Raw genomic sequence first — 18,966 nt, 5'->3', positions numbered from 1 at the left:
ACGTGAAAGCTAATCAGGACGGTTGCGGCATAGACGAAAGCCGCGCCCATGCTAGCCGCCTGCTCGCATTCGAGCGGGGCGTGCACGCATTTGCCGTCCGGGCCGCGTATGTGCGCTGTGAAACAGCGTCGTGAAGGAGCGGCCCGAACCAGAAGGCGACACGTCGATGAACGTACGATTTCCGAGTCGATTCGGGACCATTGCATTATTTTTTGCGCTGACGGGCTGTGCGGTGCCACCCAGCCAGACCACCGGAAGCGCGAACCAGAAGAACGCGGTCGACAAGACGGCCGCTGCCGCGAAGGCGGACAACGACAAGCAGCAACTGAATTTCGATTCCGCACTGGCGTCGATGCCGGCTGCCGACAGCAAGGACGCGAAGAAGCCGTCGCTGGCCGACGCCGAGCCGATCGACGGCAAGGATGTGTCCGACTTCCGCCAGACGGGGCGCGCGTCCTGGTACGGGCGGGATTTCCACGGCCGCCGCACCGCGAACGGCGAGCGGTTCAACATGAATGCGCTTACCGCCGCGCACCGCACGCTGCCGCTGTCGTCGTACATCAAGGTGACGAACGCGTCGACCGGCAAGTGGGTCGTCGTGAAGGTCAACGATCGCGGGCCGTTCAAGCGCGGCCGCGTGCTCGACCTGTCGTATGCGGCCGCCAAGGTGATCGGCCTCGTGCACGCCGGCACGGGCCGCGTGAAGATCGAAGGGCTGTCGCCGCAGGAAGCGCGCGAGGCACGCGACGAAATGCTCGCGTCGGTCTCGACGAAGTAACGCGGCAGATCCGTCCGCTCATGCACAAAGGGCTGCCTTCCGGCAGCCCTTTGTCGTTTCCGCGCGGCGTCGTCGCGCGTCAGCCTTCCTTCAGCGCGAGCGCGCGCGCATACAGCGCGTTGCGCGACGCGCCCGTCAGCGCGGCCGCGAGCTTGGCCGCGCTCTTCACCGGTACTTCTTCCAGCAGCAGCCTGAGCAGCGCGTCGTGCGCGGTGTCGTCGGCTTTGCCGCTCGTCGCCGGCGCGCCCTCGACAACCAGTACGAATTCGCCGCGCAGCCGGTTCGCATCGCCGGCGAGCCAGGTCTGTCCTTCGGCCAGGGTGCCCTGGAACAGTTGCTCGTGTAGCTTGGTGAGTTCGCGCGCGATCAGCAGCCGGCGCGCGGGGCCGAATGCGTCGGCGAGCGCGGCGACGGTTTCGGCGATCCGGTGCGGTGCTTCGTAGAACACCAGTGCATACGGGTGCGACACCAGCGCCTGTAGCGCGGTCGCGCGCTGTTTGGCCTTCGGCGGCAGGAAGCCCGCGAACGTGAATGCGCCGGCCCAGTCGCCGGCCACGCTCAGCGCGGTCACGGCCGCGCTCGCGCCCGGCAGCGGGATCACCGCGAAGCCGGCGGCGCGCACCGCATCGACGAGCCGCGCGCCGGGGTCCGAGATGCCGGGCGTGCCGGCGTCCGATACATAGGCCACGCGTTCGCCGGCGCGCAGCAGTTCGATCACGCGCTGCGCGGCTTCGCGTTCGTTGTGCTCGTGCACGGCGACGAGCGGCTTCGAGATCCCGTAGCGGGCGAGCAGCTGGCCCGTGTTGCGGGTGTCTTCGGCCGCGATGCGGTCGACGAGGCCGAGCACGTGCAGCGCGCGCAGCGTGATGTCGGCGGTGTTGCCGATCGGCGTGGCGACCACGTAGAGCGCGGCGCTCGGGTAGTGCTGCGTTTGCGCGAGTTCGAGGAGGGCAGTCATGGCAGGCAATGCGCGCAATCGCGGCGCAAGCGGAACAAGGACGGCATTGTGCCACGCGGCGCCGGCGCGGCCGGATGGCGGGCGCGGTTTGCCGCGCGCGGGCGACAACTTTTCCGGTGCGGCGCGATCCAAACCGGTCGGCGCGGCATTCGAGCAGCGTGCACGACAGTTTCTCGAACGCCGCGGCCTCGCGTTCGTCGCGGCGAACGTGACGATGCGCGGCGGCGAGCTCGATCTTGTGATGCGCGAGCCCGACGGCGTGCTCGTGTTCGTCGAAGTGCGCGCGCGGCGCAGCGTCCGGCATGGGGGCGCGGCCGCGAGCGTCGGCTGGCGCAAGCGGCGGCGCCTGGTCGCGGCGGCGCTTCAGTTCTGGGCGCGGCACGGTGCCGGTGCCGCATGCCGTTTCGACGTCGTCGCGTTCGAGGCCGGGCGGCTCGCGTGGCTGCGCGACGCATTTCGTACCGACGATGCGTAGCCGCGAGCTGTGACGAGATGTAAAGAGTTCTTGCCGGACCGCTGGAGAGGGTGCTGGAGTACGGTAAACTCGCCGCACCCACGATGTCGCGCGATGCGTGCCACGCGCCCAGTTCACCAGGAATCGATGTCAGTCGAACGTATTCAGCAACAATTTCGCGATAGCGCCGCGCTTCATGCCGAAGCGGCCGACGCGCTGTCGTTGCCGATCGCAGCCGCGGTCGACGCGATGTTCGCCGCGCTGGCGAACGGCAACAAGATCGTCGCGTGCGGCGACGGCCCGTCGGCCGCCGCCGCACACTATCTCGCGGTGTCGCTCGTCGGCGGCTTCGAGCGCGAGCGTCCGGGCCTGCCCGCGATCGCGCTGGCCACCGATGCGTCGCAGGCCGGCCTCGCGGGCTCGGCGGCGGCCGGGCAACTGTTCGCGCAGCAGGTGCGCGTGCTCGGCCAGACCGGCGACATCCTGCTGGTGCTCGACCCGACCGGCGCGTCGCCGCGTGTGCTCGCGGCCATCGACGAAGCGCACGAGCGCGAGATGACCGTCGTCGCGCTGACGGGCGGCAACGGCCACGCGGTCGCGGCCGCGCTGTCCGACACCGATATTCCGATCAGTGTGCCCGCCGTTCGCGCGGCGCGCATCCACGAAGTCCATCTGCTGACTATCCACTGCCTGTGCGATGGCATCGACGCGATGCTGCTGGGTGAGGATTGAACGAAGGAGAGCCGTCGATGAATCAAAGCCGCGTCAAACAGACGCTCGTCAGAACCACGCTGCTCGCCGCGCTGACGGCGGGCCTCGCCGTGTCGCTGCAGGGTTGTGTGCTCGGGGTCGTGGGTGCAGCGGCCGGCGGCGGCGCGCTGATCGCGACCGATCGTCGTACGCTCGGTGCGCAGACGGAAGATCGCGAGATCCAGGTCAAGGCGCTTTCGCAGATCAACAACGGGCTGCCGGACCAGTCGCACGTGAACGTGACGGTGTTCAACCGCCGCGTGCTGCTGACGGGCGAAGTGCCGAACAATGCGTCGAAGCAGCGCGCCGAGGAAATCGTGCGCGGCATCAACAACGTGAACGGCATCGTCAACGAACTGTCGGTCGAGCCGGCGGCGTCGTTGTCGTCGCGCGCGAACGACTCGTACCTCGAAGGGCGCGTGAAGTCCGAGCTGATCGCGACGAAGGGCATTTCGGCGAACTACTACAAGGTTGTCAGCGAGCGCGGCAACCTTTACCTGATGGGTCTCGTGACGGTCGACGAAGGCAATCGCGGCGCCGAAGCCGCGAGCCAGGTGCCGGGCGTCGAGAAGGTCGTGAAGGTGTTCCAGTACGTCAAGCCGCAGGACGCGCAGGCGCTGCAGGCCGCGTCGCCCGCGAGCGGCGCATCCGGCACGCAGGCTGCCGCCGCGCCGGCGGACACCGCGACGGTCGGTGCGGTGCCCGACGCGTCGGTGCAGTCCACGCCATTGCAGCCGCCCGCGCCGATCTCGAATTCGTCGAACGTGCACCCGGGCAACCCGAAGGCACAGCCGCAATGAAGATCGTGCAGATGAAGCAGATGAAACAGTGGATGGTGCAGGGCGCCGCGGCCGTGGCGCTCGCGGCCGGCATGCCGGGCGCCGCGCATGCGGACGTCGGCGACGGCCTGAAGGTAGCGCGCGGCAACGCATGCATGGGCTGCCACGCGGTCGACCGCAAGCTGGTCGGCCCGTCGTTCAAGGATATCGCCGCACGTTACAAGTCCGATCCGCAGGCCGTGGCGAAGCTGCAGAAGAAGGTGAAGGAAGGCGGTTCCGGCGTCTGGGGTGCGATTCCGATGCCCGCGCACCCGCGCATGAGCGACGCCGACGTCCGTTCGGTGGTCGAATGGGTGCTGGCCGGCGCGCCGTCAAAGTGACGCTTCAGGGGTACTGAAACCCCTATTGCCAAGCGCGGAAATGCATGTGTATGATGGTCGACTGTTGGGGCGGTAGCTCAGCTGGGAGAGCGTCGCGTTCGCAATGCGAAGGTCGGGAGTTCGATCCTCCTCCGCTCCACCAACGGGATTCGAAGGGCTCGGTCGCAATGAGACAGGAAGGATATTTTTGCCCCAAGTGCAAAGATATGCTTCCCTGACAAAGTGCAACGTTATGCTTCCCAAACAACAAAGCCGGCCTTGTGCCGGCTTTGTTGTTTGGGTGCAACTAAGACGGGGCGCCGCGGCGCTTCAGCGAATGGCGCAGGCAAGTGTGCGAACCTCAGTTTGAGTTTGGGGTGTCGACTCAAGCTGGAGCGTAGCTAAAAATAGGGCTGGGTCAGCGTTTCTCGGCGACACTTTCGTCGGGTCCTTGGCCGGCGGGGCCGGGCAGGGCGGGCAGCGCCAGCGGTGCGTCACCGGTCATGCGCGCGCCTGCGCTGGTAAGATGGTCGGCGCTACGGTTTCAGTGGCAACCACTACGGTGGCGTGACCGCGCGCACCTCGATCACTCGCTCCGGGGAGCATCAGCATGACCAGCGCCACGAACGAAGAAACGCCGTGCCGCTGCATCGGCGGCCTGCTGGACTGCCCCCCTTTCCCGCAAGATACTCACGTGCTTCGGGCGCGGCCATGCTACCGTAGGACGGTTGTAACTAATGGCGAGCGCGATCAACGTCAGAACCACCAGAAGCGCGGACGTTTCGAGTCATCCTCATCGTCTGCGCCTTCGAAAAGCACGTGCAGATCGTACTCCGATAGGCCGAGCGCGCTTTCGACATTGGTGTCAGCGAATCTCCTCCGCAGATACGATAGACAGATTAAGACACGCCGATTGATATCCCAATTGCCTGCTGTGTTGAACGTCGGCAGATCGGCCGACAGCATTCGATAAATATCGCTCGGCAGGGCACCTTTCAACACTGCCGTGCGCAATTCGGGAAGCACTACTGAGCATAGCTTCCACGTTCCAGCGGAGCCTTCATCCAACGCATTCCGCAACAAGTACGCTTGGAGTCGCACACGGTCATCGCCGCGCAGATCATCGGGGAGTGACGTGAGAATGGTTGCCCACTCCTCCGCGCGTGGACTGCCATGACGGGGATATCCCAGGCAGGCAACGCCGAGTTGGACCCGGGACCATGAACGTTCAGTCCTTGGCCAGCCTGTCGCGAAGACTGCGCCCGCATTCGAGGCCCAAAGGCTCGTCCAAACGAAATTGATTTCGCCGCTTGCAATTGCATCGAGCGCGGCTTCGAACAACAGCTGCGGGTTTCTCTGGACCAATTCGTTGTTCTTGGCAGCCCCCAAGTCCCGCCGCACTACCGTCGCGGCAAGCGTGTACTCCGTGAGCAGCGCAGGATGAGCGTCAAGCAACTCGACGATCTCGTCGTTCGACAGCATGGACACCGTGTCCCATCTAACCAGATCGGGCCGTGCTCGAAGAACCTGCATCATGAAGCGTCGAGGAAAATTCTGCGTCAGCGTGCTTGCATCGACCCGAGTCACGATGACGTTTTCAAGCTCCCCGGCCCACGGGACAGCGCGTCATAATGCAGATCCAAATATTGTGCAACTTCCCCGATTTCCACCGGATGCAAAGTCTCAAAGCGTCGGGCGACAGTGTCTGGAGGAACGAATCGGTGCACGTTCTGGTTCGCAACCACCTCCAGCAGACCCACCGGAGAGATCGGTGGCGAGAGGGACGGCGAAGCCGCCGGGATTCCAAGAATGTCCTTCTTCAGAATTTCCCCGTCGGTCAGATCGGGAAGTGCCCGAAAGACTTCCAGCGCATGTTCGGTGGGAATGTTCTGCTCTCCGCGTCCGAGCAGAAACAACTCGACCAACATCCGATAGTTGCTTCGCGCGGCAGCGATGTCCCGACCGTATCGCCACAAAAAGCGACGGAGATCGGTCACCTGGCACGTCGCAGCGTCACTGGCGCCCACACGAGCCCAGTTCGATATCTCGTCCTCTCGCATTTCCGCATCGATGGGCGAGTTCATCTGGACGTCGTACTGGATCACATCGCTTTTCCTGCGCTCGGTGCGGGCCGTGCGGAAAGTGAACGCCAGACGTAACCTCGGCCATTGCTGCGACCACATCGACATGACGACACTTTCCACGGTTTTCCGATCCAACTTCGCGGATAACAGCGTGGGCCGTCCAGAATAGTAGTTTTCGACTGCACATTGCAGCTCCGATTCGTCGATAGAAGGAGACGTAGTCGACCTCATATTCATCGATGCCGCTATCCCATAAGCGTCGAAGTCACCGTGCGGACGTCTGAAGTATTGGAGCAGATCGTGGAGGTTCGTGCGTGAAGCAAGGACACGTGCGTCTAGCAGCAGCACGTGACTCCAGACGCAACCAGGCCGAGACAGTTCCGGAGCAGGCCACGTTCTGATGAGGGCGTATCGCTTGGACTCCTCGAGAGGAAGGCCAGTTATGTAACTCTCATCCTGTGCCAACCGAGCTCCTGTAGCAAGGTCAGTTGCCGCAGACAGCCGGTAAAGGTCGGCGGGCGGGAGCCGGACCGACGCCGCGATTTGACGGTGGCCCCGTGAATAACCAAACAGAGCCTGATCTAGCTTCTCGCCTTCGGACATATTCACAGCTTTGTGGTCCAGCCGCCCAACCATAGCAATGGGCATGTGAGGTCATGTGGTGCAACTTCGTGACCAGTAATTTTGATGCGGCGGCTCGGCGGTTGCACCTGCAAGAGCCGCGCGCGGTCTGGGCCCGGACCTTTTTCTTTCTTCGATAGGCGTCCGCCTTGCGCGGAGACCCCGTAGACGCGGACGTCACCAGGCCCCCGCGTGTTCGCGAGGTATTGTTGGAGCAGCGGCATCCGCTTCGCTAACCAGTCGTCGGCCGACTCCTCGTCGGTCAGATCCCACGCGGAAACGATGATCGCCACCCGCGAAGCGCTGGTCTCGAAGGGCGGTCGCTGCATTGCCTCGAGCAGATCGACTATCTGGACCTGGAGGGGTGTCCGTTCTGGAAGCCACGGCGAATCCTCGCCGGATGCAACATCCGTCGCTGGATTGTCCGCGGTTGACGGCGGTTCTTCCTCCGCCTCGTCGTCGGAGTCGTCCGATCCAAGAGCATCCAGAATTGTCACTCCGTCGATGTTCCGATCGGCGCTCACGAACAGGAGCATGCCGGACGAATCGTTCACTAGTTCGATAAACTCGGCGGAGCAGAGGCGGTTGGCGAATGCGGCTTCGAACCTCTCGCCCGGGAGGTCGGTGAACTCCAGTGTCAAATCCGTTGCCGATTGCGGATGTCGGAGGTTGATTGCGATATCTTCCACCTGATCGCTCTTCGTCCGTTCGACCTCCCAACCTTCGGACCAGGACTGCGCGATTTCCTCGAGATATCGGAAGTCTCCCGAATGCTTACCCTTCTCCAGGGCGGTCTGTAACTCCCTGCTATCGAGCAGATGCCACAGTGCAGCTGCGAAAGTGGATTTGCCTGACCCGTGGAAACCGAAAACCATGTATCGATGCGGGTTCATTCCTGCTCCAAGGGTTCGGCTTTGGCCAGGATTCGGTCAATCTGACGCGGCAGGGTGGGGAGAGCAACGGGCAGGATGCTTGGTAACGACAACGGTGCGGTCCACCGCCTCACGGTTTCGTCGAGCCCGACGAAGCCAACCGCTTGATCCTTCTTCGGCAACGCGCATACGCGAAAACATTCGACCGCCAAGTCCTTGCGCGCAAACTCCTCCACAATCTGACGTTCGTACTCTGCCAGATAGTTGAGCTGATGCTCCGCGTCAGTCCGCGTCGTGGTGATGTCGAATTTCGTCGAAAGAATCTCCACGACCGGCCGGTGCGCCAACGCGCCGTTGTCGTTTAAGGCGTGAATCATCTGCTTGAACTTTCGCGTATAAGCCGTTCGTTGTTCGATTGAAGCAAGCCTTGCGCCGTCCAGAACAAAGCAGATGCGTTGAGCGAGCGCAAGCTCGGAAAGAGTCGGGATAAGTTCTGTCGCGGTACGTGCGAAGCTGTAGGCCTCTCCTGAGCGGTCGGACATCACGAGATTGACGATGTTGCCTGGACTTACTGCCAATGCTAAATGAAAAAATGACGGGGGATCATTTCGGCTCGTACGAGGAACGGTGGGAGTCGTCCTCTGCGAACTCAGAAGAGCCAGATGATGCCGTTTTGCGAAGCCGACCAAAGTGCGGCTACCGGCGAAAGTTGCGCCGGCGAACGGCCCCTTGCAATACATCTCGTAGATAGCAGACAACAGGGTCGTCTTGCCCGCTTTGTGCTCTCCTACAAGTGCGACCGTGCGGATCGGGCGTTGCCGGGAGAATGCAACCACCTCATCTAGGTGCATTACATCCCCTGAAACAATGGATACCGGGGCGCTTGTCACGAGAGGTGCGGGGTCGTCGGCACGGAATTCGGCCTCAGGCTCAGGCTCATTCCGTCCATAGTGGGGACAACTCTCAACCGGGTCGTTACCTAGCTTGCATTTGCCGATTGACTGAACTGGACAATCCTGGATCGAGCACGGGCTTGTGACGGCGTTCATTTCCCGAGCCCACCGTATCCGATCAGCAAGCGTTCGCGGAACGTATGCACCGCCAGTTCGTAGAGGGTTACCTCGTCGGCGGGAATGGTTCCCAACAATCCTTCGAGGGCTTCACTCCAATGCGCAGTTCCGCGTTCGACCGCAAGATTGATTGCAGCATGCACCGGAAAGAGCGTTCGGGCTCCTTCCGGCAGAGGCTTGCGTAGGCGCGCAAGAACCTCAACTTCGATTCCTTCGATCGCCGATTTCAAGGACGTCTTCTTGCCCGCAAGCTTGCCCAACGCCCGCCGCAACAGGCCATACGCGCCGTACGGCCCCGGTATCGAACGCACGAGATCGCCGAGTTCGACCGCCGAGGCCAAGGCGATCAATGGTCCGACGAGAGCCGTCCGGGGCCTGTCGATGAGCTCGCTCCAATCGCCGATATACCACCAGAGCATGTCTACCTCTTCGGTGAGACGTGTCACATCACTTCTCAGCGCTATAGCGGCATCGTTTGCCGCATTTGCTACTTTTGTCGTGCCGTCTCGTAGGTCAGCTGATACCGCGTCCAAGGCGGCTCGAACCGTCGGCCCCTGGAAATTGGTTTGCGCCGCATCGAGCTCCGCTTTGAGGTCTTTAGCGGCTGGCATCGTTATCTTCTTGTCTGCCAGGACAATCCTGCGCTCGCTAGCCGAAGCGCTTATCGCGTCGCGAGCCTCGCTCAAGAGATCGCCACCGCCTGCCGGTTCGCGCCTACCGCAATAAGATGCCACTAAACTCGCGAGCGAACATGACACGCCGGCTCGCCAAGCTAAGTCCCGGAGCACAAGTGTGGCGATACGCGCGCCTTCTGCCTTGTCGATGGCGAGAGAGAAGTGGATATCCGCGGCTTTGACAGTCTTCTCGAACCATTCCGACACAGTCTCCTTGTCAAATGGCAGAGCGAATGCAATGCGACAGAGGTCATAGACCTTGTCCATTTGTTTGACGAGCGCGAACAGGCTCTCGTGAGCGCTGCGACGAGCCTCCACAACCTCGCGTGTCTCGCTCGGCGCGGCGGATCTGTACTCTTCCAGAAACTTGAATTCCTTTTTGCCCATCACGATCCCCCCTGCCCGGCCAACATCTCGTCGACCAAGTCGTTCAATAGTTGCAGCTTCCCATTTTCTTGACTGCGACGGACGGCGTTGATCGCCACCTCATAGTCCTTAAGGTTCCTGTCATCCTCTCGGTCGAGTTCGAGATTTGCAATAACGCGCCGTTGTTCGTGTTCCTTAAGCTTAAAGAACTTGATCGTCACGCTCCGGACCGTGACGGGCGACGCGCCATCCGTAGTCATCGGTCCCTCCGGCATTGATACGGTTTCGAGTTGCGTTGGAGTGGATGCTGTCGCCACCGGCGCCCACGCCGGCAGGTCAAATCGACTCTCCCAAATTTCGCGGTCGTCCGGATCGTGAATGGCCTGAAACTGCGACACTTCGTGCATTCTTACCCAAAGCCTTACCTTGAGGAAGCGCTTTGGTCCGTCCGTGTCGACCGAGACATCGATCCAGTTATAACCAGGTTTCCAGTCAGCGTCGTCGCGGTCTGGCTGCAGCGCGCCAGCTCGTACCCGCACATAGCGCTTATGCTCCTCCACACGACGCGTATGCTCGTGTCCGAAGAGATGGATTTTTGCCACGCTGTTCACACGGTCTTCAAAGGCCTGTCTGTTCTTCAGCCATCCCAACGGATGATGGCACATCACAAGGTGTGTCACGCCATCTTCGACCGGGATTTGAGCCGCAGCCGGGTCGATCAGCATCCGCCCTTCGCGATCGTCCTCGTTCGATATCAGTACGGTATTGAAACCCCATAATCTAAGTTTCGAGCCATCATCGAGCGGCAGATCTCTACTAGCGAATGGACGGCTCGTCACTCCCGCTTGCTGCCGCTCGGCCTCGGTCTCGATGTACGGGCGCAGCGCGCACAAAAATTTTGCCGCGAACCGATTATAGTTTTCGATGGGGCCGAAGATGACGTCGGCCGAGATGCGGTCTCGCAACCACTTTCTTATCTCACTGTCGGCGTCCTTTGCTCCAATCTCGCGGAGTTGCTTGCGCGCGGCCATGAAAGCCGGTCCAGTCTCCACGCTCCGATCGACGTCGTGATTGCCAGGCACGACGAAGACGCTGTCGATCGCGCAGCCGCCTGCGGGACAGAGTTCGTCTTCTAACCATTGGTAGGCGAAGTCGTACTCGGCGGCCTTTCCTGCGAACGCGATGTCCCCCGTTATCAACACTCCATCGGCAGGACGTCCAATGCGTTCCCGCATCGCTTTGACATCGCGAATCAGGTCGTTTCGTAAGGCCAGATTGGGATCGTCTGGCTGGCCTACCTCGACTTGCTTGAAGTGGATGTCGGAGATATGGAGAAAGAGCATCTAGCGGGCTCCGTTGCCGTCGATAAAGCTGTAGGTACCCGTAAAATACACGTGGCCTTGTTTGCAAACGCGTGACCGTTCTTTTACGTCACGCCATGATTTTGCCGCAAAAATTAGCGCCTCCTGGCAGTTCGTGCAGTGAGTTTGCACCCGCGTCAGCCTCTCTCTGGGTGCCAATTCGCCGACAGAATCGAACAACGGCTGGTCAAGAAGTGAATCGTTCGCATCTAACAACGCTGCTCGAATCGATTTGAAATGCCCGAAGGTGTCGGATCGATGTCCGCCGTCTAACGCCGTTTTCGCGTCAGTTGCGGTTGGCAGGTCACTAACGGTCGCGGCATCCGGTAAGCTGCTTGCGAGCATCAAAAGCGCGAGTCGATGGTCTTCGGTCCAGTTCTGACCGAGGCGATACGAAACCGGCTGTTTGAGCATGTGGTTTCGATGATTCTCTGAAACTGCGAACATGTCTGTCTCTTAAGTGGTTTGAATCATCTTGCCTGCGGTTACGCGCCGCGCAGGCGCGAACAGCATGGCAACACTAGTCAGTGGGAACGCAGAAGTCGCCGTCTGGCAGGATAGCAAAACGGCTGGTTTTTTGTGGCTTATCCAGGAAGGCCGCAGCGCGACGGGCCCGTCCGTCAGAGTCCGAGTGTGCGCGACAGGCAGCAGTCCATGCATCATTTGATGCGAGTCGGCATACGAGCGAAGGACGCCTTCCGTCTCGGGTACCATGCGCGGGGACGTTGCCGATCTTCATTGGCGGAGCGCGTGCGGCGACGAAGTCGATTAGACCATCGACGATTCGAGCCGCAGATCGGCCCTTTCGCGACACGAAGTCGTCACTGGGAACGGTTTGTCTTTTGACAAAAGTGATGTCGGTTTTCGCCATTGGCTCTCGTTGTCTCAGGCAAAGGGCCTTCTGAACGGGCCACCGCCGGCACAAAGCAAACTCGCAAGCCCGCAGACTTAAACAATCAAGGATGACTCCGATGACGCTTCCTCTCGTTGACATTTACCCCTTGGTCTACGAACCCTTCGATAGATTCGCCGCAGTTCGCGACAGTACGGAGATGTTGCCGCTACTGCCGGCTGTGGAGGTCGGTTTCGTGATTCACGATCCCTTGAATCATGCACATCGTGCAGTGAATCTGCACAACAACCTGTTGCCCAGTTTGATAGAAGCAAAGCTCAGCGCGCTGCGGTCGTTCAAGGCGGCCCGGGCTGAGATGCCGCGTTTGCAAGACATCCCAGCGATTTACGAGTACAGAAACTCGTACCCGCACTACGACGCGGCAAGAGTTGACACTGAGATGGCCACCTACGGCCGACCACTCCACCCGGGCCAAGTGCTCTTTCACGGAGGCGAATATCCTCGCGACAGTACGGGTAGGCCATTGACAGGGTTCACCAGGTCAGAGGTGTTCTCGACGAGCCTTTGCGCGCAAGTCGCCGCTACGCACTCCAGCTATCACACGCCAAAAGATGTCTGGGTCGTGCGGATAGCGAGCGGGTCAACTACTCAAGCGATCGTCTTTGGATACAAGGGGCAGACGCTTGGCCATGAGAAGGAAGTCTTACTTGCAAAGAATGTGCAGTTCACGCTGCGAGGAATTCATTCGGACGGCGAGTACACGCTGTACGAGGTCGATGCGCTTTAGAGCGATGACGCTACGCTCGATGCGTTCGCGGACAATGAGCTTGCCCGCACGGCCATTGCTAGTCGCCAGGGTGACCGGAGTTTTGGCAGTCACGTTAGGCGGTTTCGCACCCGAGGGTAACGCAGAATACGCGCTGTGGCTCCCCAAGCCGCCCCTAGCCGTTTCACTCGCGCTGGCGCTGGCGACCGGTGTATCCGTTGTCTCGGCAGTTCGCACGAGGCGAATCCGGCTCGAGTGGTTGTGACGACGCTGCGAATGACCGTTTTTCAGCTACTTGTTCGATGCGCCCGATTTCCGCTGAGGGTCGATCTGCGCCGGTCGTGCGTCGCAGGGCGGCGCCCGGCCGCGTTCGGCCACAACCGGCCGTTCGCCACCTTTGCGCCAATCGCTAACAATCACAATCCCGATGCCGCGCGGCTCGTTCGTGCTACGATCTGCGAAGCCTGACTGACGTAGTGAAAGCAGGCTCTAACCTCCCCCCGTACCGAGTCCACTCGAACAATGTACGCAGCTGCCTGGCCTCCCTCGAAAACGCACTGAAAGCCTGCGTCGATGCAGTGATTGCATCCGCCTTGGCGTTCGTTCCGGACTGTTGTCGACAACAGTCTGGGGATGTCGCTCGAATCGACTTGTCACGTCCAGATTCGTGCGACTGCATTTTCAAGAGACCACAACATGCGTATTTTCAATACGATGGCGGCTCACGCCATCCCGCTCGTTCCCCGTTCACTGATCCGCAAGATCTCCCGCCGCTATATCGCCGGCGAAACGCTTTGCGATGCCCGCACGCGCATCCACGCGCTCCACGCAGCAGGCTTCAGAACAACCGTCGATGTGTTGGGCGAAACCGCGTCGACATCGGATCAGGCAGAGTCGATGACTCGCGACTATCTCAGTCTCATCCAGGCGCTCGGCGCGCAAAATGAACCCGCCGAGCTGTCGATAAAGTTGACCGCGCTGGGGTTGCATCTCGACGAAGACGCTTGCATGGCGCGAGTCTCGGTGATTCTGCGAGCGGCAGCATCGAAGGGGATCAGCGCGTGCATCGACATGGAAGACATCAGTTGCACCCAGAAAACGCTCGACGCGTTCTCGAAGCTCGAATCCGACGGGCATTCAGTCGGAATCGCACTACAAGCGTATTTGACGCGCACAAACGATGACATAGTTCCATTGCAGGCACGTAAGAGTCGCATGCGTATTTGCAAGGGGATTTACGCGGAGGCGAAGGAGCATCTTGTCGAGGGCGCATCGATGGATCGGGTCGCGATCAACTCACACTTTGTTCGGCACGTTTCGACCGCTATCCAGGCGGGATCATTCGTCGGCATTGCAACGCACGATGCACAATTGATCGATGCTCTGACCCACTGGCTGCAACGCGAGCAAATCGACAGGTCACGATTTGAATTCCAGATGTTACTGGGTGTGTGCGAATCGCTGCGCGACGCTTTGCTTGCGCAAGGATTTAATGTGCGGGTCTATGTGCCTTACGGGCATGACTGGTATGGCTACAGCACTCGGCGAATCAAGGAGAATCCACGAATCGCCGGATATATCCTGTCGGCGATGATACGTCGCGATCGGACTCGCTAGCAGTTACAGCACGCCCCGAGGATCGGGACCGACCAGATCGTTGGTCCCGGTTCGAACGACTGCTTTCGAGGAGACCGGCTGTCCGGTGAGGGTCGGGTTGAGCCAGTCGCTGCCTGCCGGGGCTGCGGCCGGCCGAGTCCGGCCAGGGGCCGCCGTTCGGCGAGCGATTCGCTCAAACATGTGAATGTCCGGCTTCTCTCACCTAAGAGTCGCTCGCTCCACTTTCGTTGTCGTCAGGGGCCGCAGGTCGTTGCGTTTCGCGCGGCGAAGGTACATCTGTGTGCCTACACATCTTCCCTTTACGCCACACCGTCATCCTCGGACCTGTCGATAGGCAGCGCGAAAGCGTCTACTCGTCGCATGCGGGTCTTATTGATCAAAAGCCGGGTGACATCGGGGCGGGAGTAGTGGCCGGCAGGATCGGCAGCGTTCTTGGCCATGACAATGGTGGCAAGATCAATGTCCGCGTACAGGATACCTTCACTGTCCTCGGGCAGCTTCGGAACCAGCGCGCTTCCGTCAGGCCCGAAGATGACAGCATGACCACCACCAACGTGGTTCAAGTCACGCTTTTCGGGTGTGTCACACAACTCGTCAATCATCGCTTTGGACACGACAGCGCAAGGTGCCAGCACAAAGCACGACCCCTCCACCGCATAGATTCTGCTTGCGGCATTGTTGACTTTGCTTCCGAGCGCAGGGGCAAAAGGCTCATAGTTAGAAAAGCTTGGCCACGCTGCGACGTGCACCTGTTCATTCTGCGCATACATTGCGTATTTTGACAGTGGCTGCAAATGCTCCCAGCAGCACAACGCGCCTATCCTTCCCAGACCCTCAACCTGATGCACTGCCAGATCCGAACCATCGCCCTCGCCGAACACGGCGCGCTCGACGTGAGTGGGACGCAGCTTGCGGCGCGCAGCGATGGTCCTGCCGTCGGCGCCGATAATCCACTGACCCATATAAAGGCTACTGCCGCTTCGCTCAGAAACGCCGACGACGGCGGTGATCCCGGCCTGCCGGACAGCGGTGCTGAGCCGGGAAGCCTCCGGGCTGTCGTAGTCCAGCGAGTTGTCGAAGTACCGCTGTACGAAGCCCCGGCTTAACTGCCATGCGTGCGCGCCCATCCAGATATGCCATGGATAGCCAGGTAACCAGGTTTCCGGGAAGGAGATCAGGCTGGCACCGTTGCGGGCGGCCTCGTTGATCAGCTCAATGGTCTTGTCGATGCCGGCGTCAAGATCGAGCCAGACTGGAGCAGCCTGAACAACAGCGACTTTATATTTCGGATGAACCAGAGGCATGGCAATCGATTCCTGAAAGTTGGCGAAGCCGAGCCGACTTCAATTGATTCTGCGGGAAGAACACGCCTGAACCGCGCGCCATGCTTTATTTGACCGGCTCAGCTAGCTTGGGCTCAGAGCAGGCACACCCGATGGCCTGCATCCCATATTTGCGCCCGGGCTTCAGGTTACGCAGTGAGAGAGCGTGCCGACGCACTTCTTTGGCGGCCAGCGGACCACCGTGACCCATGTGAAAGCGTTGCATGCCGGCCTCCACCATGCCCATCAATTCCCCACTTACAGCTTGCGGGTCATCCTCGAACGGCGGGCGCATGGCGCGCCCCTTACGTATCAATCCGCCGAGAAAGACACCCGAGGCGATGAGGTCGCCGACCAACGCGTCTCCACTGCCCAGTTCAACTGACACGGAGCCAGCTGTGTGGCCTGGCGTGTGCCTTGCCACGCCTTCGATTCCATAACCGCCTAGATCGATGGTGGCGTCGTCCTGAAGCAGGATGTCCGGTGTGAACGGCAAGTACGGCTCGCCGGGCACGCCGGAGCGCAAAAAGAGAGGCCCCCACCAGTGCGTCACGCAATATGTCATTTCCTTGCGCCGCTCGTAGTAGTCGAGGTCTCCGGCATGAGCAAGGATTGGCGCGCCCGTCAGTTCGCGCAGTCGCGCAGCCGAACCGGCATGGTCCGTGTGTGCATGAGTGACCACGATCAAGGTGACATCGCGAAAGCTTCGACCGTGCTTCTTCAGGACGCGCTCAATCTTGTCTTCTGAGCCCGGCGTGCCCGTGTCCACGAGAACACAGCCCGTTGCACCGATGACGAGGTGGGAGTGGACCATGCCGAACGGCAGGATTGGAACCGTAATGATGGTAGGTTTATTCATGATGTGCTTCCTGTCGGTCGTTCATGGCGTCGTCCCCCCTGTACCCTTCAGTTCAACCCAAGCGGATTAGAGATCAGCAGCCTCCACCCACCGTCGCGGCCCTTTTCCATAACCTGCGTAGCGGTGCCGCGTTCCTCGTGCTCCTGGCCGTCCGGTAGCGTCACGTTCAGGGTCCAGTCGAGCAGGACGAGCGCTATATCGCTGCTTGTCAACACTCGACGTACCTTGTTGTGGATGCGCGGGCGCAGTGTCAGCAACCGAGCCAAGCCGTTGCGCAATTCGGTGGGGCTTTCTTGCACCACCGCGCCGTCCGTCATCCGCATCGTGGCTTTATTGCTAAACACACCGAGCAGGGAATCAAGATCGCAGGCGTTTAGCGCCGCGTCGAAAGCGATGGGGACCTGCTCGGGCGTGCTGCACACGGCGGACTTGTTTTCGATCGCAGCGACGAACCGTGCAATAAGCCGTGCCACTTCGATCGGAGCCTCCAGCGGCGACAGGTGTCCGATTCCGGGCAGGATATGCATCGCCGAGTGCGGAATGCGAGGCAGCAGTTCCGCCTGCAGCGTTGCGACGCGATCCACCTGGTCAAGCTCACCCGAGATGACGATGGTCGGCGCATCGATTGATGTCACCGCCGCACTAATGTCTTCTCGCATGGCCACGTTTGGCCAGGCCGCCCTTGCCTGCGCTGCGCCCTTCAGGCTGTCCTCGATGACCTGCTCCCGAAGAGCAGCGGTAAGCGATGTTGCGGTCAGGACGTGATCGATCACGAATTCGACCGATTCACGCGATTGATACGCGCCGGTCAACGTCGCACGTTGCTCGTCCGGGAGGAGCATCGGCGACGGAGGCGACGGCGCGACGAGCACAAGGCCTGCGAGCCCGCGTGGCCGACGCGATGCGATGAGTTGAGCGACCTTGCCGCCCATCGAATGGCCGACCAGAACATAGCGCTGCAGGCCCAGCGCCTCGATGACGCCCTTGGCATCGGCGGCAAGATCGGCAATGCGGTAGCCGTCGGCGGGCGCCTCGGAATCGCCCCAGCCGCGGTGATCGGTGGCAACGATTCGATACCGGTCGGACAATTCGCTTGCTACCCCGTCCCATGTACGCGACGAGCCCCCGTAGTAGTGCAGGAACACCAGCGCCAACTCGCCGCTGCCTCGCTGCGTGACGTGAATCCGCGTACCGTTTGAGTCGATGTCCATTTCCGTGCCACCTCCAGGCTAGTTAGTGTCTGAATGGTAGATTCATGTCACCAGTTTGATAATTGCCGGATTGGTGTATTCAGTCGATAATGAGGCTATCGAATTGGAGTGCATAAAATGGACCGACTGACGAGCCTAGGCGTATTCGTCGCGGCTGTCGAGGAAGGCAGCTTTGCTGCTGCGGCGCGCCGCTTCGGGCTATCGCCAGCGATGGCCGGCAAGCATGTAAGCGCAATCGAAGCTGAGCTGAATGCGCGACTGCTTCAGCGCACGACGCGGCGGTTGAGTCTGACCGATGCCGGCCAGACTTACTATGAGCGCTGCAAGCGGATCCTTGAAGCGTTCGACGAGGCGAATCGGGAGGCAGGCGATTCGCAAGGCACGGCGCACGGCGTACTGCGCGTCGCAGCGCCGGTCACGTTCGGCGCCATGCACCTGGGCGACGTCGTTGCCCGCTACCTCGAGGACCATCCGCACGTCAACGTGGAAGTGCTGCTCGGGGACCGCTATGTTGATCTCATGGATGCGGGCGTTGACGTGGCAATCCGGATAGGACGGTTGACGGACCCCCGACTGGTGACGCGCCGGCTTGCGCCCTGCCGAATGGTCGTATGTGCGTCTCCCGCGTACCTCAAGCGCCATGGAGCGCCGCGCAAACCCGAAGACTTACGACTCGCGCAGCGGCTTGCCTTCAGCGAAGCCGTGTCGGCTGGCGACTGGACATTGCTCGATGCGAGAAACCGCGCGCACGTGATCGACGGACCATGCCGGATGACAGCCAACAATACGCAGATGCTTCTTTCCGCCGCGCTCGCGGGCGCCGGTATCGCGTACGGTCCGACCTTCGTGTTCGGCGAGCATCTACGGCGGGGCGAACTGGTGGCACTGCTGCCGGCTTACCGCGCGGCTGATCTGGCGATTCAAGCGGTTTATCCGAGCGCGCAGCGCATCCCGCTCAAAGTGCGCCGGTTCGTCGATTACCTTGCGGGGACGTTTGGCGATGAACCGCCTTGGGATCGGAACGCAAGGCTATAAAAGAGCGGCTGCATCCGTCATTCAATGTCGGGGGCTCGCCCCGACAAACAAGAACGCGCCAGCCCGGCAGTTTTTCGCTTCCCAGCCTTGCGCTGCCATTAGCCTGTTCGTCGGAAGGATCATTGAGTGGCAGCTTCACTTCGAAAATCGGACGACGGGGTTGCCGAACCTCGACTG

The 18,966-nt window shown here is 61.0% G+C and carries 19 protein-coding genes and 1 tRNA gene; 9 read left to right on the top strand and 11 right to left on the bottom strand.

Annotated elements, in window-relative coordinates; genetic code table 11:
- Positions 1-166: 166 nt before the first annotated feature.
- Positions 167-778, top strand: coding sequence for a septal ring lytic transglycosylase RlpA family protein (locus DM992_RS02845; protein WP_111015564.1), 612 nt, complete (start codon positions 167-169; stop codon positions 776-778).
- Positions 779-857: 79 nt separating this feature from the next.
- Here the strand turns inward: DM992_RS02845 and rsmI are convergent, their stop codons facing one another.
- Positions 858-1,736: a 16S rRNA (cytidine(1402)-2'-O)-methyltransferase gene (rsmI, locus tag DM992_RS02840; RefSeq protein ID WP_111015563.1), complete on the bottom strand. Its 879-nt coding sequence runs from the start codon at positions 1,734-1,736 to the stop codon at positions 858-860.
- Positions 1,737-1,782: 46 nt separating this feature from the next.
- Between rsmI and DM992_RS02835 the strand changes: the two genes are divergently transcribed.
- The 5 genes from DM992_RS02835 (at position 1,783) to DM992_RS02815 (ending at position 4,241) form a co-directional block, all read left to right on the top strand.
- The gene (locus DM992_RS02835; protein WP_204356108.1) at positions 1,783-2,211 is read left to right on the top strand and encodes a YraN family protein; all 429 of its coding nucleotides are present in this window, start codon (positions 1,783-1,785) and stop codon (positions 2,209-2,211) included.
- Positions 2,212-2,337: 126 nt separating this feature from the next.
- The gene (locus DM992_RS02830) at positions 2,338-2,922 is read left to right on the top strand and encodes an SIS domain-containing protein (RefSeq protein WP_111015561.1); all 585 of its coding nucleotides are present in this window, start codon (positions 2,338-2,340) and stop codon (positions 2,920-2,922) included.
- Positions 2,923-2,939: 17 nt separating this feature from the next.
- Positions 2,940-3,740 (top strand): BON domain-containing protein, encoded by an 801-nt coding sequence (locus tag DM992_RS02825; protein ID WP_111015560.1) that lies wholly within the window; start codon positions 2,940-2,942, stop codon positions 3,738-3,740.
- A complete protein-coding gene (locus DM992_RS02820) occupies positions 3,737-4,099 on the top strand; it encodes a c-type cytochrome (RefSeq protein WP_111015559.1) in 363 nt (120 codons plus the stop codon). The genes DM992_RS02825 and DM992_RS02820 overlap by 4 nt, the downstream gene beginning before the upstream one ends.
- Before the next feature lie 66 nt (positions 4,100-4,165).
- Positions 4,166-4,241: transfer RNA gene (locus DM992_RS02815), tRNA-Ala, on the top strand.
- 593 nt (positions 4,242-4,834) lie between these two features.
- Here DM992_RS02815 and DM992_RS02810 read toward each other — a convergent pair.
- The 7 genes from DM992_RS02810 to DM992_RS41445 form a co-directional block, all read right to left on the bottom strand.
- Positions 4,835-5,560 (bottom strand): hypothetical protein, encoded by a 726-nt coding sequence (locus DM992_RS02810; RefSeq protein WP_162631577.1) that lies wholly within the window; start codon positions 5,558-5,560, stop codon positions 4,835-4,837.
- Between the two features lie 101 nt (positions 5,561-5,661).
- A complete protein-coding gene (locus DM992_RS02805) occupies positions 5,662-6,267 on the bottom strand; it encodes a hypothetical protein (RefSeq protein ID WP_111015557.1) in 606 nt (201 codons plus the stop codon).
- A gap of 500 nt (positions 6,268-6,767) precedes the next feature.
- Positions 6,768-7,676: a hypothetical protein gene (locus DM992_RS02800; protein WP_111015556.1), complete on the bottom strand. Its 909-nt coding sequence runs from the start codon at positions 7,674-7,676 to the stop codon at positions 6,768-6,770.
- Positions 7,673-8,506: a hypothetical protein gene (locus DM992_RS41450; protein ID WP_162631576.1), complete on the bottom strand. Its 834-nt coding sequence runs from the start codon at positions 8,504-8,506 to the stop codon at positions 7,673-7,675. The genes DM992_RS02800 and DM992_RS41450 overlap by 4 nt, the downstream gene beginning before the upstream one ends.
- A 194-nt stretch (positions 8,507-8,700) precedes the next feature.
- On the bottom strand, positions 8,701-9,786 hold the full coding sequence (locus DM992_RS02790) for a GTPase-associated system all-helical protein GASH (RefSeq protein WP_111015554.1): 1,086 nt from the start codon (positions 9,784-9,786) through the stop codon (positions 8,701-8,703).
- Positions 9,786-11,108, bottom strand: a complete 1,323-nt coding sequence (locus tag DM992_RS02785) for a metallophosphoesterase (protein ID WP_111015553.1) — start codon at positions 11,106-11,108, stop codon at positions 9,786-9,788. The genes DM992_RS02790 and DM992_RS02785 overlap by 1 nt, the downstream gene beginning before the upstream one ends.
- Positions 11,109-11,573: a hypothetical protein gene (locus DM992_RS41445; protein ID WP_162631575.1), complete on the bottom strand. Its 465-nt coding sequence runs from the start codon at positions 11,571-11,573 to the stop codon at positions 11,109-11,111.
- 524 nt (positions 11,574-12,097) lie between these two features.
- On the opposite strand from DM992_RS41445, the gene DM992_RS02780 reads away from it, so the two are divergent.
- Complete coding sequence (locus DM992_RS02780; protein WP_162631574.1) at positions 12,098-12,766, top strand: hypothetical protein; 669 nt, start codon at positions 12,098-12,100, stop codon at positions 12,764-12,766.
- Positions 12,767-13,441: 675 nt separating this feature from the next.
- Positions 13,442-14,362 (top strand): proline dehydrogenase family protein, encoded by a 921-nt coding sequence (locus DM992_RS02775; protein WP_111015551.1) that lies wholly within the window; start codon positions 13,442-13,444, stop codon positions 14,360-14,362.
- Between the two features lie 299 nt (positions 14,363-14,661).
- On the opposite strand, the gene DM992_RS02770 is transcribed toward DM992_RS02775, so the two are convergent.
- The 3 genes from DM992_RS02770 to DM992_RS02760 all read right to left on the bottom strand — a co-directional run bounded on the left by DM992_RS02770 (position 14,662) and on the right by DM992_RS02760 (position 17,754).
- Positions 14,662-15,666, bottom strand: coding sequence for a carbon-nitrogen hydrolase family protein (locus DM992_RS02770; protein WP_111015550.1), 1,005 nt, complete (start codon positions 15,664-15,666; stop codon positions 14,662-14,664).
- A gap of 85 nt (positions 15,667-15,751) precedes the next feature.
- Positions 15,752-16,543, bottom strand: a complete 792-nt coding sequence (locus DM992_RS02765; protein WP_111015549.1) for an MBL fold metallo-hydrolase — start codon at positions 16,541-16,543, stop codon at positions 15,752-15,754.
- A 47-nt stretch (positions 16,544-16,590) separates the two neighbouring features.
- Entirely contained in the window at positions 16,591-17,754 is a 1,164-nt protein-coding gene (locus DM992_RS02760) for an alpha/beta fold hydrolase (protein ID WP_111015548.1), read from the bottom strand.
- Between the two features lie 117 nt (positions 17,755-17,871).
- Here DM992_RS02760 and DM992_RS02755 point away from each other — a divergent pair, with 117 nt between their 5' ends.
- The gene (locus tag DM992_RS02755; protein ID WP_111015547.1) at positions 17,872-18,789 is read left to right on the top strand and encodes a LysR family transcriptional regulator; all 918 of its coding nucleotides are present in this window, start codon (positions 17,872-17,874) and stop codon (positions 18,787-18,789) included.
- The last annotated feature ends 177 nt before the right edge of the window (positions 18,790-18,966 follow it).

Origin of the sequence: Burkholderia sp. JP2-270 (assembly GCF_003233675.1) — a bacterium.
Taxonomy (GTDB): domain Bacteria; phylum Pseudomonadota; class Gammaproteobacteria; order Burkholderiales; family Burkholderiaceae; genus Burkholderia; species Burkholderia pyrrocinia_C.
This window is presented reverse-complemented; position numbering and strand designations above follow the sequence as displayed.

Coding starts and splice junctions, on each gene's coding strand:
- DM992_RS02825 (WP_111015560.1), top strand. CDS start 2,940: ATGAATCAAAGCCGCGTCAAACAGACGCTCGTCAGAACCACGCTGCTC.
- DM992_RS02765 (WP_111015549.1), bottom strand. CDS start 16,543: ATGAATAAACCTACCATCATTACGGTTCCAATCCTGCCGTTCGGCATG.
- DM992_RS02845 (WP_111015564.1), top strand. CDS start 167: ATGAACGTACGATTTCCGAGTCGATTCGGGACCATTGCATTATTTTTT.
- DM992_RS02775 (WP_111015551.1), top strand. CDS start 13,442: ATGCGTATTTTCAATACGATGGCGGCTCACGCCATCCCGCTCGTTCCC.
- DM992_RS02800 (WP_111015556.1), bottom strand. CDS start 7,676: ATGAACCCGCATCGATACATGGTTTTCGGTTTCCACGGGTCAGGCAAA.
- rsmI (WP_111015563.1), bottom strand. CDS start 1,736: ATGACTGCCCTCCTCGAACTCGCGCAAACGCAGCACTACCCGAGCGCC.
- DM992_RS41445 (WP_162631575.1), bottom strand. CDS start 11,573: ATGTTCGCAGTTTCAGAGAATCATCGAAACCACATGCTCAAACAGCCG.
- DM992_RS02770 (WP_111015550.1), bottom strand. CDS start 15,666: ATGCCTCTGGTTCATCCGAAATATAAAGTCGCTGTTGTTCAGGCTGCT.
- DM992_RS02810 (WP_162631577.1), bottom strand. CDS start 5,560: ATGCTGTCGAACGACGAGATCGTCGAGTTGCTTGACGCTCATCCTGCG.
- DM992_RS41450 (WP_162631576.1), bottom strand. CDS start 8,506: ATGCACCTAGATGAGGTGGTTGCATTCTCCCGGCAACGCCCGATCCGC.
- DM992_RS02790 (WP_111015554.1), bottom strand. CDS start 9,786: ATGGGCAAAAAGGAATTCAAGTTTCTGGAAGAGTACAGATCCGCCGCG.
- DM992_RS02780 (WP_162631574.1), top strand. CDS start 12,098: ATGACGCTTCCTCTCGTTGACATTTACCCCTTGGTCTACGAACCCTTC.
- DM992_RS02760 (WP_111015548.1), bottom strand. CDS start 17,754: ATGGACATCGACTCAAACGGTACGCGGATTCACGTCACGCAGCGAGGC.
- DM992_RS02805 (WP_111015557.1), bottom strand. CDS start 6,267: ATGTCGATGTGGTCGCAGCAATGGCCGAGGTTACGTCTGGCGTTCACT.
- DM992_RS02785 (WP_111015553.1), bottom strand. CDS start 11,108: ATGCTCTTTCTCCATATCTCCGACATCCACTTCAAGCAAGTCGAGGTA.
- DM992_RS02820 (WP_111015559.1), top strand. CDS start 3,737: ATGAAGATCGTGCAGATGAAGCAGATGAAACAGTGGATGGTGCAGGGC.
- DM992_RS02830 (WP_111015561.1), top strand. CDS start 2,338: ATGTCAGTCGAACGTATTCAGCAACAATTTCGCGATAGCGCCGCGCTT.
- DM992_RS02755 (WP_111015547.1), top strand. CDS start 17,872: ATGGACCGACTGACGAGCCTAGGCGTATTCGTCGCGGCTGTCGAGGAA.